General features: G+C 36.0%; 15 protein-coding genes. 5 read left to right on the forward strand and 10 right to left on the reverse strand.

The genetic code is table 11. The features are described 5' to 3' along the window. Positions 1-165: 165 nt before the first annotated feature. The 5 genes from ACT5E3_RS20285 to dmeF all read right to left on the reverse strand — a co-directional run bounded on the left by ACT5E3_RS20285 (position 166) and on the right by dmeF (position 5,466). Positions 166-1,911: an ABC transporter ATP-binding protein gene (locus tag ACT5E3_RS20285; protein WP_444995384.1), complete on the reverse strand. Its 1,746-nt coding sequence runs from the start codon at positions 1,909-1,911 to the stop codon at positions 166-168. 30 nt (positions 1,912-1,941) lie between these two features. Continuing rightward, entirely contained in the window at positions 1,942-2,433 is a 492-nt protein-coding gene (locus ACT5E3_RS20290; RefSeq protein ID WP_444995385.1) for a lasso peptide biosynthesis B2 protein, read from the reverse strand. Positions 2,434-2,689: 256 nt separating this feature from the next. Next, the gene (locus ACT5E3_RS20295; RefSeq protein ID WP_444995386.1) at positions 2,690-3,865 is read right to left on the reverse strand and encodes a hypothetical protein; all 1,176 of its coding nucleotides are present in this window, start codon (positions 3,863-3,865) and stop codon (positions 2,690-2,692) included. Between the two features lie 111 nt (positions 3,866-3,976). Next, positions 3,977-4,516: a manganese efflux pump MntP gene (locus ACT5E3_RS20300; RefSeq protein ID WP_444995387.1), complete on the reverse strand. Its 540-nt coding sequence runs from the start codon at positions 4,514-4,516 to the stop codon at positions 3,977-3,979. 8 nt (positions 4,517-4,524) lie between these two features. Further along, a complete protein-coding gene (dmeF, locus tag ACT5E3_RS20305; protein ID WP_444995388.1) occupies positions 4,525-5,466 on the reverse strand; it encodes a CDF family Co(II)/Ni(II) efflux transporter DmeF in 942 nt (313 codons plus the stop codon). A 106-nt stretch (positions 5,467-5,572) separates the two neighbouring features. Between dmeF and ACT5E3_RS20310 the strand changes: the two genes are divergently transcribed. Continuing rightward, on the forward strand, positions 5,573-5,848 hold the full coding sequence (locus tag ACT5E3_RS20310) for a metal/formaldehyde-sensitive transcriptional repressor (protein ID WP_444995389.1): 276 nt from the start codon (positions 5,573-5,575) through the stop codon (positions 5,846-5,848). A 70-nt stretch (positions 5,849-5,918) separates the two neighbouring features. On the opposite strand, the gene ACT5E3_RS20315 is transcribed toward ACT5E3_RS20310, so the two are convergent. Further along, on the reverse strand, positions 5,919-6,629 hold the full coding sequence (locus ACT5E3_RS20315; protein ID WP_444995390.1) for an NAD-dependent deacylase: 711 nt from the start codon (positions 6,627-6,629) through the stop codon (positions 5,919-5,921). Positions 6,630-6,815: 186 nt separating this feature from the next. Here ACT5E3_RS20315 and ACT5E3_RS20320 point away from each other — a divergent pair, with 186 nt between their 5' ends. The 3 genes from ACT5E3_RS20320 (at position 6,816) to ACT5E3_RS20330 (ending at position 9,450) form a co-directional block, all read left to right on the forward strand. Beyond that, a complete protein-coding gene (locus ACT5E3_RS20320; RefSeq protein ID WP_444995391.1) occupies positions 6,816-8,168 on the forward strand; it encodes an MDR family MFS transporter in 1,353 nt (450 codons plus the stop codon). A 598-nt stretch (positions 8,169-8,766) separates the two neighbouring features. Next, entirely contained in the window at positions 8,767-9,279 is a 513-nt protein-coding gene (locus ACT5E3_RS20325) for a hypothetical protein (RefSeq protein ID WP_444995392.1), read from the forward strand. After that, positions 9,280-9,450: a hypothetical protein gene (locus ACT5E3_RS20330; protein WP_444995393.1), complete on the forward strand. Its 171-nt coding sequence runs from the start codon at positions 9,280-9,282 to the stop codon at positions 9,448-9,450. Positions 9,451-9,746: 296 nt separating this feature from the next. Here ACT5E3_RS20330 and ACT5E3_RS20335 read toward each other — a convergent pair whose 3' ends face one another. Continuing rightward, positions 9,747-11,276, reverse strand: coding sequence for a hypothetical protein (locus ACT5E3_RS20335; RefSeq protein ID WP_444995394.1), 1,530 nt, complete (start codon positions 11,274-11,276; stop codon positions 9,747-9,749). 441 nt (positions 11,277-11,717) lie between these two features. Here ACT5E3_RS20335 and ACT5E3_RS20340 point away from each other — a divergent pair, with 441 nt between their 5' ends. Further along, positions 11,718-12,596 carry an alpha/beta fold hydrolase gene (locus ACT5E3_RS20340; RefSeq protein WP_444995395.1) on the forward strand — a complete coding sequence of 293 codons (879 nt, stop codon included), beginning with the start codon at positions 11,718-11,720 and terminating at the stop codon, positions 12,594-12,596. Positions 12,597-12,692: 96 nt separating this feature from the next. Here the strand turns inward: ACT5E3_RS20340 and ACT5E3_RS20345 are convergent, their stop codons facing one another. The 3 genes from ACT5E3_RS20345 to ACT5E3_RS20355 all read right to left on the reverse strand — a co-directional run bounded on the left by ACT5E3_RS20345 (position 12,693) and on the right by ACT5E3_RS20355 (position 14,333). Next, the gene (locus ACT5E3_RS20345; RefSeq protein WP_444995396.1) at positions 12,693-13,145 is read right to left on the reverse strand and encodes a CBS domain-containing protein; all 453 of its coding nucleotides are present in this window, start codon (positions 13,143-13,145) and stop codon (positions 12,693-12,695) included. 190 nt (positions 13,146-13,335) lie between these two features. After that, on the reverse strand, positions 13,336-13,809 hold the full coding sequence (locus ACT5E3_RS20350) for a YcxB family protein (RefSeq protein ID WP_444995397.1): 474 nt from the start codon (positions 13,807-13,809) through the stop codon (positions 13,336-13,338). A 242-nt stretch (positions 13,810-14,051) separates the two neighbouring features. After that, positions 14,052-14,333 carry a hypothetical protein gene (locus tag ACT5E3_RS20355; protein WP_444995398.1) on the reverse strand — a complete coding sequence of 94 codons (282 nt, stop codon included), beginning with the start codon at positions 14,331-14,333 and terminating at the stop codon, positions 14,052-14,054. Positions 14,334-14,370: the final 37 nt, after the last annotated feature.

Here is a 14,370-nt window from a genome sequence, read left to right on the forward strand (position 1 = left end):
ACCAAATTAAAAACCTTGTAATAGTGAAACCCTAATATTCGTTGCATTATCAATTAAGTAATAATTTTTATAGTAAGCTCATTATTGAGCATAGGTCACAACATAGCTTTCCTCAACACAAATTGTTTAATGTTTTTACAAGTATCTCAAAATAAAATAAGCTGATCACACTGCTTCTTTTTTAGCAGTCTTATTTTTATTTTTTTCTCCCAAATGGATGCACTTATCAGCATGAGCAATAGTGGTTTTCCGATGTGCGATAATAACAATCGTTAATTGGCCATGCAATTTCTCCAAAGCTAACTGAATTTTTCGCTCATTTTCATGATCCAGTGCACTGGTCGCCTCATCCAATATCAGCAACTGAGGCTTTGTCAATAAGGCTCTAGCCAAAGCTAATCTTTGCCGCTCTCCACCAGAAAGCCGTATACCTCGATCACCGATAACCGTTTCAAGCCCGCTAACTAGTTGAGAAACAAAATCCGCGGCTGCCGCCATATCCAACACTTGCCATAGCTTTTCATCAGATATGAATTCGTTAGAAATCCAGGTCAGGTTTGCTCTGATAGTGTCATGAAATAAATACACATCTTGAGTGACATAGGCAATACCTTTACGCCATGCCAGTCGAACATCTCCAACTAATAAAGTATCATCACAATAAATACTTCCAGACTTCGGCTCGATAAGTCCCGCAATTAAATCAGCCAAAGTCGATTTACCAGCCCCCGAATGCCCAACCAATGCAACTGTTTGATTTTTGTTAATTGCTACAGACAAATTATGAATAACAGGTATTTTTCTATTGGGATAACAATAAGTGACTTTTTCTAGTCGAATACATTGATGCAATTTAGGACAAGCCTTTGTTTTAACTGTTAACTCCTGAGCTAACCGACATTGATTCATAATATTATTCACATCATTAAATGCTGGAATTTTATGCAACAACTGTTGATAATTTTTTTGCAACCCTGAGATTTGTGGCAATAGCCTAGAAAAAACAACCAATAAAAGTAAGGTGTTTGATAAAGGGACAGTTAACAGGTTTTGCGCCGTGTAAAAAAAAAGGCTAAAAGCAACAACGGCCCCCACCATATAGATCCATTGTGTTAATGCTTGAGCCCGAGCTAACTTAATATTTTGATTTTCTAACTCTAAGCTTACCTTGTGCATTTTGTCAGCAAATAACGTTTCACTGGCAAAACTTTTAATCATTTTTAAACTGCTTAACTGTTCGCTCATCATTTGAAAGATAACTTTAAAATTTAGTAGCTGAGTTTTACCTGAGCCATAAATCGTGCGATTTAAAGGTAAAAGTGCTACTAATAGCAAGAGCAAACAACCCATAACTAAAAGACTCATTTGCCAAGACAAAAGAAAGGCCAATCCAATCAAAACAAGCGTGAGTATCGACTGGCTAATCAGCGAAAGTATCAGACTAGAAGCGTGCCCAACCGATTGGATCTGAACCGTTAACCCTTGAAAAAAGTTAACCATTTTATGTTCTGTAATAAACTGCCAGTTGCTTCCTAATAAACTTCGGTATAACTTATTACGCAGATAAACAATATAGCCCTGTTGAACTTCTGACTTCATTATTGAAAGTATATAATGCAAAGAAGCAATGGTGCTAACAATTAATATATAACTCATTAAAACAATGATTAAGTTAGGGCTAACGCCAAACAGCTGAAATATCTGATTAGCAACACTTGAAATATTTGACTGGGTAGAACCAGTAACATCAATACCAACTATCTGTAATAAAGGAATAATAAACAAAACGCCAATACCGGCAGTTGCTCCTTGAAGAAACATGAATAAAAAGATTAAACTTTGTTTCTTTGGCGAAAAAGCAAAAAAGGCTTTACAAGCCTCCACTAAACAAATCAAGTTTCTATTATTCATATCTTTTTATTTATAATTAATTGCCGATAGTTACTTTGTTACCGCTTTAATTTGCCTGCTCAGTATTTCTGGCTCAACAAAAACACTCACAATAGCGAAACTCTTATATCCTTTTCTACCAGTTATTATCAAATTTCCAACACTTGTCCATGCGTGAGCCCCCATTGTTTTTACAGTCTCTTCAGGCAACTTCACTCCAAGGTATATGACATAGGGTATTCCATAGAAACGCAAAAGGGTTTTAGCCATTAAAGCCTGCACAAGACACCTTGACTCCCAAATAGTATACCGAGCGGTCAATTCTATAACTCGACCAATGCGTCTTGCCATGACTTCTTGGGAATGATTGGTTAATGTTGATAATTGCACGTTGGTATAATGTACACCTAATAACCCGACCCAATATCTAAACGGAATAAATAAAACTGCAGCACGAACCAAGCCACTGTATGGATACAGTACTAAAAACCATATTTTTTCTATTAGTGGTAGCTGCCACGCTGTACGAATTTTATTGAACACGAGATATTATCTAATAAAATAAAAACGGAAGACCGTTAAAGCACTTAGTCTTTAACTTATATTAGTCCATAATTGAGCTTTTATTGGAGTTTATTAAGAGACGAATATGGCTCAAACGATTAGGTATTCTACAGCGGGCAAATAAAAACCATCATTTAACTCAAGTTTATTTTTTAAGTCAACACGAGAGATTAACTACAAAAAAAGCAAAAGCAAGCGCTTAAAGGTAATGAGTATTCCTAAAGTCACTTAAATTCTATAGCTTTTTAACAAAGCATTGACCAAGTTCAGCGTTTCTTATATTTCCTATAACATCATCCTCTTTACCAAATACTCGATAAAAATCACTCATAAAATCTTCTAATTTGCTTTTATGATGAATATGCCATAAAGCCTTAGCTGAGGCGGTAATTGGATCATCAATAGTAGTCGAGCTTTCACATGATTTTGCGAAGATAGGCATTCTATCTGCATCAGCGTGGTTTTCCTGATTTTTGTAAGTAGTAAAAGTAGTAATAGGCAAACATTCAGCTTTAGCTAAAACTTTTTTATTTTTAACTTCACACCTTCCTCTTTCTGTGTGGCTTTGCGAAAAAGAATCTTGTATTAAATGCAGCAAAGCACCTGTTGCATAAATCCGTGACTTATCATACTTATGAAATGAACTGATTTCATAACAGTTTTTTGATGAAAAAGGGTTTGGACAGTTAAAAGTAAATAAAGTTGTCAGTTTCCACTTGGAACTTTTAGAATCATCACAAGGCACTAAATTTTGACCTGGTAACATTGAGCGATGAAAAAGAGTATCCTTTTTAAAGAAATCACAATAATTAGTATCCATTTGCAATTCAGACATATGTCCAGATGCAACACTAAATAAAAACTGAGCCCAGTCAAATATTTTTTGGTATGTGTCAATAGCAGGCTCATTAATTGAACTGGCTTGAGCATGCATAAACTGCATATCTCCAAAGTGAGAATTACACAGTAACCCAGAATTAATATTTAATTTTCCTCCAATTGTTTGTTTTGCAACAACATTGCAGTCACTTAACATTTTTGCGCCAAACTTCACGATACCAACCGCATTAATATCATTGGTAGGTTCATCAGGCCAGCGTACCGCTTTTTCTAATGATGGATAAATCGTTAAAGGATCTTTAAACCAGCTAACAAAAAAGTTTTGCTCTTCATCTTCTGCTGGCTTTATCCAATCCATATTAATATGATGGTCTTCACCTAAAATAACCATTTTGCATTGTTTTATTTTTTCGCCCTTGAGTAATGCGTTGTCAAAACAGTTTTTCGCTGAACGGGTAATAGACTCATGTACAGGTGTTTTTGGTGAAATAGTACTTGCGAGTAGAACATTATTTAATAGTGAAAAAATGATTGAAAATATAAACACTATATTGAGTCTATAATTAGTCATAGAACAAACGCCCTGTTTTTTTAAGTAAAGTTCTAATTGTAGAGTAATAGAAAAAAATGCGTTATACAAGGTAGTTTATACGACTTAACATCTCTCGTTTGCGACTAAAAATTAACTCATAAGTATTTTAATACCAATTAGAACAAGTACAGTTCCACCAAATAGTTCCGCTTTGCTTTCAAGCCATTTACCACTTTTCGCACCAATGAATACACCTACATAAGAGAATATAAATGTTGTTAACCCAATAATACTACAAGCGACAAGCGGACTTACTTTCAACAAAGTTAATGCAAAGCCTGCAGCCATTGCATCAATACTTGTCGCAATGGCCAACACTAACATAACTCTATGTGTTACCTTTTTAATATCATTTTCTATACCATCAGAAAATGATTCAATAATCATTTTTCCACCAATAAATAGTAATAATATAAATGCAACGAGTGGAGCATAGGTCTCAACAACTTTAATAACACCTTTCCCTCCCCAATAACCAATCAAGGGCATTAAAGCTTGGAATATGCCAAAATAAACACCAGACATTAATCCAAGAAAAATTATTTTTTTCTTTTGTTCAAAGCCTAAACCTATTGAAACTGCAAAAGCATCCATACTTAAGGCTATGGCAAGTAATATCAACTCAATCATTATTATGTCTATTTTTTATGTATTTCAACCGATATATGACACAGTTTCGGTAAGCAATCTTTAAGTAAAAAAGCATACTCATCAATACTGAGAGGCCTCTGACTTTCAACTGATAATATTGCTGCCTGATGTGACTGAGCGATCTGCCAAATATGAAGATCTTTAATAATTGTTTCATCATTATTATTATGAATGGCTTCTACTACTTTTGTCATCGAGTTAGAGGCTACTGATTTATCAAGTAAAACATGACTGGTTTCTCGGATCAATCCATATGCCCATCGCGCAATAACCACAGCCCCAACAATTCCCATGACAGCATCCATCCAGATTAAGCCAAAATATTTTCCGGCCAACAAAGCAAAAATAGCCAAAATAGAAGTCAATGTATCTGCTAAAACATGAAAATAAGCCGCTTTTATATTATGATCATGACTATGTGAATGCTCATGATGACCATCACCATGATCATGGTGATGATGATGATGATGGTGATGGTCATCATGAAGTAAAAAAACAGAAATAACATTGACACTCAAACCAATAATAGCAACAGCAATTGCCTCACTAAAATATATTGACTGTGGCTCCATTAACCTTTGTATAGACTCTATCGCCATCATTAAAGCAACAATAACAAGGGCCACAGCACTTGCAAAACCACCCAGATAATTCACTTTGCCTGTTCCAAAGCTAAAATCTTTATTATTAGCATGTTTTTTAGCATAGCTATAAGCAAAAATGGTAATAGCAAAAGCAGCTGAGTGAGTCCCCATATGCCAACCATCAGCCAGCAATGCCATTGATCCCGACCAAGTACCTGCGACTATCTCTAAAACCATAATTACCGTCGTTAACCAAAAAACGGCTTTGACTTTACTTTCACGTTTTTGATTATCAATACCAAAGTTGTGAGAATGCGACCATTGAACATTCAAATTGCTTTGCATGCTTTTTCCTATTTATACTAATTTTAAGCGATATTCTGGCTATAATTGAAACTATCTAATATACTATACCCCAGTATACTAAAAATCAAAAGATAATAGAAAACAAATGGCTCACACTGTCTCAAGCAAAAAAAAGCTCCTTAGCCGAATTCGCAAAATAAAGGGACAAGCTTCAGCCGTAGAAAAATCATTAGAAAATGAAAGTGACTGCCAACTGATATTACAACAAGTTGCAGCAATTAAAGGGGCAATCAATGGATTAATGAAAGAAGTTTTAGAAGGTCATTTACGCGAACATTTAGGTGCAAAAGAGATATCAGAACAACAGCGAAATGAAGAGATAGAACAGATAATATCAATTATCAAAAGCTATTTAAAATGAGCTACTCAATCACACCAAGATTAAATATATTGATTTACTTAAATAATACAACTTAACTAATACAACTTAACTACACAGCTCTTCGCCCAGCAAGCCAGCATTTAGAAATATAAGGAACTATCTCTGTTGCTTTTCCACGAACAAAATGATACCCATAAGGTTTCTTTTCAATATCAAAAGCAACAATCACTTTTTCAGCAGAATATCGGGCCTTTTTCAATAAACCAGCCACCGGAAAAACACTAAGTGATGTCCCTACCACTAAAACTCTTTTGGCTGTAGAAAAATGCTCGCGCGAAATATCATAATTCATCACGGCTTCACCAAACCAAACAATATCGGGTCTTAATTGGCTTCCATCTGCTGCGGTTTCCCCAATATTTATATCATCATATCCGATAGTCGTAACAAAATTAGAGTCTTGAGAACTTCGAGCTTTGGTAATTTCTCCATGAACATGAATAACATTTTTAGATCCCGCTCTTTCATGAAGATCATCAATATTTTGAGTAACAACAACAACCTCATATTTTTCTTCAAGTTTTGCTATCCATAGATGCGCATCATTGGGTCTTGTATTACAAATTTCTTTTCTACGCTCATTATAAAAATTCAACACTAACTCGGGATTATTCGACCATGCTTTGGGAGTAGCAACCTCATTAACAGAATACTCATTCCATAATCCGTTTGAATCTCTGAATGTTTTTAATCCACTTTCAGCACTTATTCCTGCGCCAGTGAAAACAACAATTTTATTATGATTAATCGGTTTCTTCATACTATTTTCTTAGGTTTTATCGAGCTCCATTGACACTGACTATCACTTTACTCAATAACAATAAAAAATGATAGACTGACTAATATCAAATAAAGTAATAACAAAGCTTTTGCCAAACTTTTCTATTAACTAACACAAACACAATAAAGTTTTCATAACTAAAATTGATTTATGTTGAATCCCAATATGTTATATAAAGTTGGTGTAGAAGTTTTTTATTGGAATAATAATATGCATAGTGACGTATCAATAGCCAGAGTTAAACAATTTCCAGAATTAATGTGGATTCTACTATTTGGCGCTTTCATTACCCGTGGGAGTTACTATATGGTATGGCCTTTTCTTTCAGTCATTCTCTACAATAAGTTCGGTATTTCAGCAACAGCAATTGGTACACTATTAACACTCGCCGCATTAACATCGGTATTAGTCGGATTTATTGGTGGAACCTTATCCGATAGGTTTGGAAGAAAAAAAATCATGTATTTTAGTGGCGTACTTTATATATTCTCATTTAGCTTACTAGCTAACATCAACTCTATATTAGGTTATGCAGTTGTTATAACCCTCTGCTCAATCGCAACAGAAATATGGCGCCCAGCGACATCAGCACTAATCGGCGACATTATTAAAGAAACTCAAACTCGTGAGCTTGCCATGCAGTCACTTTATTTTATGGTTAATGTTGGTTCTGCAATTGGCCCAATGATTGGTTTATGGCTTGGGTTAACTGGAGAACCACACTCTTTTTACATAACGGCAATCGCTTTTGCTTTACTGTTGGTATTACTGATTTTTGGGTTTCGGACTTTACCAGTCAAATCTTCAAAAACAATTACGCCCAAAACAGTTATTCCAAAAACAATAAAGCTTGAAGAAACTGATTCATCGGTTGAAAAAGATGCTCATCAAACACAGCCAAAGAAAAGTCAATTTTCTGATACAATAAAACTCTTGCTTAAAGACCATTTACTACAGTGCCTCATTTTAGCCAATATATTATGCATGTTTATTTATGGTCAAATGGATTCAACTCTCATTCAATATTTAACACGAGCAGAAACACCAAAATTATTAGAGTTAATTTCTTCAATGATTTTAACTAATGCTCTGGTTATCATCAGTAGTCAGTTTATCTTACTTAAACTAATGGCCAAAATTCCCTTGGTTAAACGAATTCAAATTGGGCTGGGGTTACTCACTATATCCCAAGCTTGGATGGCAACTAATCCAGTTGACTTATTTTGGGGATGGATTGGTGCAATCATTATAATGAGCCTTGCCGAAACTATTCTTTTTCCAACAATGAATGTTCATATTGACAGACTAGCACCAGAACATCTTAGAGGCGCCTACTTTGGTGCAACATCGTTTTACTCATTAGGGTTTGCTCTGGCGCCTCTTGGCGGAGGCTTAATTTTAGACTACCTGAGTGGTCCCTGGGTATATATTACGTGCACCCTGCTTTGTATAATTGTGATTTACCTTTATTCAATACTAGAAAAATTTGAACGCCCCAAAGAAACCGTATCCACTTAATTATATATTATTGAATAAGAATATCTTATATTCTTCAGTACATAATAAAAACGCCAATAAATAAAGTTAAGTCCAAAGAAAACTCCGAGCATGCTCGGAGTTTTCAACACATAGATTAACTTTTCGATCGATGTTATTTGCTCACCCTAGCTAATCCCCCATAATCATATAGCCAAGAACTTCAGATATATGTGCAGCTTCAGAGTCTTTTGACTCCTCTTCTTCAACTTTGATTTAGGCTGATATCTGCTCACTTCATATCCTATAACCTTGACATATAGCTAAATCACTATAACGTTGGGTAAGAATTTGATGTATTGTTAGTTATGGAGAAAAGCTTATAACATGGATATGCTGACTCTTTGTGTTAAATATTCTATGCGGCAGTGAACCAAAACTAATTCTCAGAAGCAGAACATTTTATAAAACTTACCAACCTAACTCCTTATCTCCATTGATATATTATTTATAAAATTCAAACTTGAGATAAACAAAAGAATTATTAGGGCAATGCAATTTGACACATCAGTTTTTATGTGTGACTTTTAGTATCACATGGATGAATAACGCCTAAAAATAATTTTTCGGAGGGTTAATAATGCCAATAGATCCCGGAGCAGTTATCAACGGAGCCCGCTGGCTTGCAACAACTTATGCTGGTGATGGTGATATCACTATCAACTCTCAATCAGCCACTAACCTTAAATGGGATTGTGAAAAAAACGAACAAGTCGCTCAAGTTTGTCCTTTTACTGATGTTTCAAGAAGTATAGGAAAGTTTAGACTTAGAACCTATGCTCTTTTTTCTGGCTTAGGTTATATCAGTCAAAGTTTTGAAGTAAGAGTAGCGGCAGAAACCAACGGTTGTGATGTTGTTGGTGCTTATGTTTATGTGACTGGTTACCATGAAAGTACAATCGGGCGAACAGCCAATTGGCGAGTAAGTGCAATAGCTGCCGACACTCGAAAGCGAGGCGTATCCGGTTGCGACGATTGTTGTCCTTATGCTGCGGCTGTTAAATTTTCTGTTAACGTATCCACCCCAGGGTTTAATCGTTCTTATCGAGTGCGTGTTTTCGGCAATGGAAGTATTACCGTGAGGAGACAATAAATGAATATCGATTTGATTATAAATATTGCAATGGGGTTAGCTGGCGGTTTTTTGTTGATCCAGTTAATTATTTTTCTAGTTGAACGAGTGATAGGACAATCCGTGGATGTGGCTGACGAGGCAGATGATCCTGAACCTTCTGATCCTTCGACTTTAATACCGAAACCTTAGTGGTGGCTTAAATAACGCAAAGTTTCTGATTAGTATGCTCTCGCGTGGAAGTCAGTTACAATGCTGGGAAGTTAGACATTGCAGCAGCTCCCTTTGTTTTAAGTTTTATTATTAATATATAACCAGACTTTAAAGTGAAACCAGTACAAAATTTTCAATATTCAATCATACCCGCCGTAATCAGCGGGTATGATGTTATATTGTTATTGGAGCATTAACAGCAATAAGGTGATGCATAATCATCGTAATGTTTGCTAAATGTATGCAAATTTACTCAAATACCCCACAGATTCCTTTTAATTTAACTTTTCCAAGATCAAGTCATCAAATAATAGCGTCTTGCTACTGTTTGAGTCATTGTGATTCCAATTCCCTGCAACATAAATTTTTACATATTTAGTTTCAGGGCGAAATTGTGAATGACTGTTTTGCCAACTTATACCTGAAAAATTTCTTTCAAACGATGTCCACTCTTGATTAATATTCTCACCTGCAATATAAATGTGTGAACTACTTTTTTGATGGTTTTTAAATACCGTCACTCCAGGCACCAGCTGAGAAGCAACTTCCTCGGGTAATTCATTGAGTAAACGAATACTATGGCTGTCGACTGATTGATAAGCACCTTCTGTCGTTAGTGGTATAATGTAGTCAGGTCGTTTGCTTAAATTTCCGTCGAAATAAATCCCAAGCCCACGTTTGACTGGGTTAGAATCGTTATTGGCCCAACCTTCAACCGCTCCTTTGAACATTAAGATATTACCGGAAAGCAACTCGAAGACGCCATCGGTTCCGCGCCGATTACTACCCATTGAGTCTATCAGTTGATAATTTTCATCGTAACTCTCGATACCAAAATAAATAAAAGAGCCATCATCAGATTCAGCTTTAAAACGCCCACTTAGCTTATAGTTGTTACTAATATCAATAGGCAAATACTCGCTTGTCCATCGAGCACGTTTGTCCATAGAATAGACAGAATTACCTGTTCCACTACTGTCGTTTATGACAGTGTCAATAACATTGTCTTGTGCGTCATATAAATTATCTGAGTTTCTTTGTGCCGTCAGGGAATACCGACTAGAAAAGATATTCCAGCTTAATTTAAATTTGGCATTTCTGAATTGTGGTGGTATTCCACCAGATCCTGCTCCATCAGAAAGTGTAAAGTTCATTTGGTGCACTCCAGGGTCAATCCTTCCACCAACGGATGTAACATTATCAACAAAATAACCAATATATCCTCCTGGTTCGTGATCGGGATAAGGGTGCTCTAAACCTCCTGAATATTTTTGTGCATATTGAATCGTTCCGACAGGAGAGCTGAGATTAGGTCTGCCAACACTAAAAGAGCGATGACCATTTCCTATTGGAAAAGCACTACTGCCCCCACTGATATTTATTTTAAGATAGCTTTCGCTATCAACTTTGAATATATATCCCCATTTGTTACTGCAATACAAGGTTCCATAATAGCTTGGGATCTCATCAGAATTAGAACCTCCACCATCAACTGAACCGTTTGTATAAAATTCATCACATTGAAAATTGACTGTACCAGTGTACTTACTTGGATGCTTCACTGATGTTGAGTGCCTAACAAGAGCATGTGAACCATCCCCCGATACACGATCATCTTTTAAATAAGCATATTGACGAAAGGGCTGGTTGGGTAAATCTCTTAAATTATAAAAGTAATCGTAATTTGTACTTTCTGCGCCATTTGCCGCCATCATATAACTACTTTCTATTCTCACAGCATTTTCATGGGCACACACCTGAGGCCCAATGAGTATGCTCACCAGAGCTACTTTTAGTTTAAACATTGTATTTATATCCTTATCTTATTTTAGATATGAAAATTATGAGCCCGATGCTCTAATTTCGAAAGAGATCCTATCGTTAATGTTTGTAAATACAATAAGTTAAACCCAAGTTGCGCGAATTTTAATAATTTTCGCGCGTTAGATAACAAAACAAAACCACATCAATCTTTATGTGCTTAAATATCCGATAAAACGACAACTGAAAAAAAGTTTTCCTGGTTCACAGGCTTCTGCGTGAGAGCAAAAAAATAGCTAAATCAAAATAGTTTGCGATGGAGTTTTTGGGGCTTATCCCAAATTAGCAAGCTACTTTTCCAGCTACAGTATCGCAGCTTATTTTGATTTAGCTTTATAATGGTTAGCGTCTCAGCTTTCTCTTTCCAGCGCAAGCTATGTTAAAATGGTGTATTCGATAAATCCTAATGCTCGGGCTCATTTTCAATGTCCTTTTCAGTTAATAATTTGCCTGGTGAACAGAAATATGCTCAGTTGTCTGTTGGAATCTGTCATTATCGAATTGATGGCCCGGACATAGGCGAAACTTTATTATTACTCCACGGTGCAACGGTTTCAGGTTGGATTTTTGATCGACTTCGTCCTTATTTAAATCAGGCGGGATTTAAAACCCTAACAGTTGACTTAATGGGGCATGGTTATTCAGAACGACTAGACTCTGTTTATGATGTCAATCTATTTAAGCAACAAATTATCGAACTACTTGATTTAATTAGTCTAAAACCTACAGAATTTAATTCTCTTGATGTTGACTCACCAATGCATATTTTTGGGCATTCACTGGGGGCTGCAATCGCCGCCTCACTGATTAATGATTATCCTGCTCGCTTTAACCATATTATTCTCACCGCACCATTGGTTAATTTTACTGCTAATGTCCCCATGGTTAAACTATTTAAAATTCCATTATTGGGAGAGTTGCTTAATCGCACCTATGTTATTCCTATGCTTAAGCGACGACGTCGAAAACGTTATTCTTTCATTGATGATGGGCGTTTTGTTAATAAGTTTATGTCTCAATTTTTATTACCTGGTTTTGAAAAAACCGTTCTTGCATTATTCAGAAGTGGTGTGCTGGAAGAGCAAACTGAAGGATATTATCATTTGGGCCAATTAAATCATCCTTGTTTAGTTCTGCGAGGAAGCGAAGATGAGTTAGTCACAGCAGAACAAATCGCTCATTTAAAAACATTGCTGCCCAAAGCTGTTTTTAAAGAACTAAAAAATACCGGTCACGTATTTATTTTATCTAATCCAAACCTTGTGGCCGATGAGATAATTAGGTTTATTAACAACTCAGTGTAGTTTTTAAACCGCTAGCAACAAAATAATGATTAATCAAAATAATATTCATTTTGTTGCCTTGACGAATAAATAAAACTGAATCCTCTGAAACAAATACTAAGCCTTAACAGCGACTTTACGTCGACTTTTCTGTTCATTCAATATAGAATCAAGTGCTTTTAATAGATCGAATGCAGATAATATACCAACAAGCTCCTCTGCTTTATTGAGCACAGGTAACGCGCCATAGCGATGCTCTAGCAACACTTTAGCCACTTTTGAAATAGACTCGTAAGTGTGAGCAACCACTACATTTTTACTCATTAAATCGCCTACTTGAATATCATCATCAAGTCGATAGATATGAGATAAGTCAGGCGCTTCGTCAACCCAGTTGGGACGGCGGAGATCGCGATCACTGATAATTCCAACCAATTGATTGTTATCATCAACTACTGGTAAGTGGCGAACGGTTAGTTCACGCATACGGAAAAAAGTTTCTCTAATGCCATCTTCAGAATGAGCCGTGTGTACCTTATTAGTCATAAAGTTGCTTACTTTGAGTGTCATTAGTGTTTCCTTATGAAGTGTTAAGGTTAACAGTTTATAGAAGTTTGTTTTGCATACGCTGATCGAAATCAATTCTTCTGAGTTGGCGCTTTTCTGGTTCCCATGCTCCTGCGTGGGAATCCATACCTCACTCAATACTATACTCACTTATGCATTGCCATGCGGGAGTATGACAACGAAATATTGCTGCCTATTTATTGTGTTTTAGAATAAACTCGATTATCTCTTCATTTAGATGGCTGTTAGAAAGATAATTCTTCCCGCCCTCATGCACAACCAAAAGCCCTTTTGACGTTTTTTCAACAGCCTTCACGTCACTCCAAAAAATTTGTGTATTCACATGTTCTGATTCAGTTGTTATTCCCTTTTCGTCGATAATGAGCTTAATCTGGCTATAACCGGATTTGCCCATTAACTGACGCCACACCCACCATGTTTGACGATACAGAACACTAAAAACCTCAAGGATTGCCAAACCGATTAAAAAGAATGGAATATAGTAGTGTTCAGCTTCTATAAACATTAAGGCGATACCAATAGCGCCAATGATAGCCGCTTTGCGGTAATCTTTGTTTTGAACAGGCTGGGATGATTGCTCGAAACATTCTTGGAAGTGGGCTTTATCTAAGGTGAAAGTGGTGGATTGGCAGAATGGTTGGTTCATGGGTTATATTGATGTTTGTTTTTTGGGGTGAGTTTAACCATTTTTTGGGGAATTGGCGAATGGTAGTTTGTTTGGATTGAATATTGCTCTCGCTTTTAAAAAGTGACTGTCCTGTCTCTTGGCTTTAATTCATAAAAAGAGTTTTGGGTAAGTTTTCATCAATTGAAATCAACTTATATTAATAAATATTTATTCTTTTATTCACAAGTAATCATTTCAAATATAAATAAATCTAATACATCCTATTGTAACCGCAAACGGGCTAAATTTGCTACTTCGTGTGAATGCGTCAACCTTGTTCGAGCCGAGTTGTTTTTATCTAAAGGAAATACCTGAGTTTTATCGGAAAGCCGCCTGGTTGGTGCGGCAAACAATATTCTATCAAAATCTATTTCTATTTCTTCCCGTCCTTCCCCAGTTTTTGAAGAAGATTCCTTAGTTTTTGATTTTCTTCTCAATGGTGAAAGTAAATTGCTCCAATTAAGAGCATTTTTCTGTTTTTTACTTTTTATTAGTAATCCCAATCCTCATATGCCAATGGCGATCGATCCAGTAGATTTC

The sequence above is a fragment of the Aliikangiella litoralis genome (genome assembly GCF_052495765.1).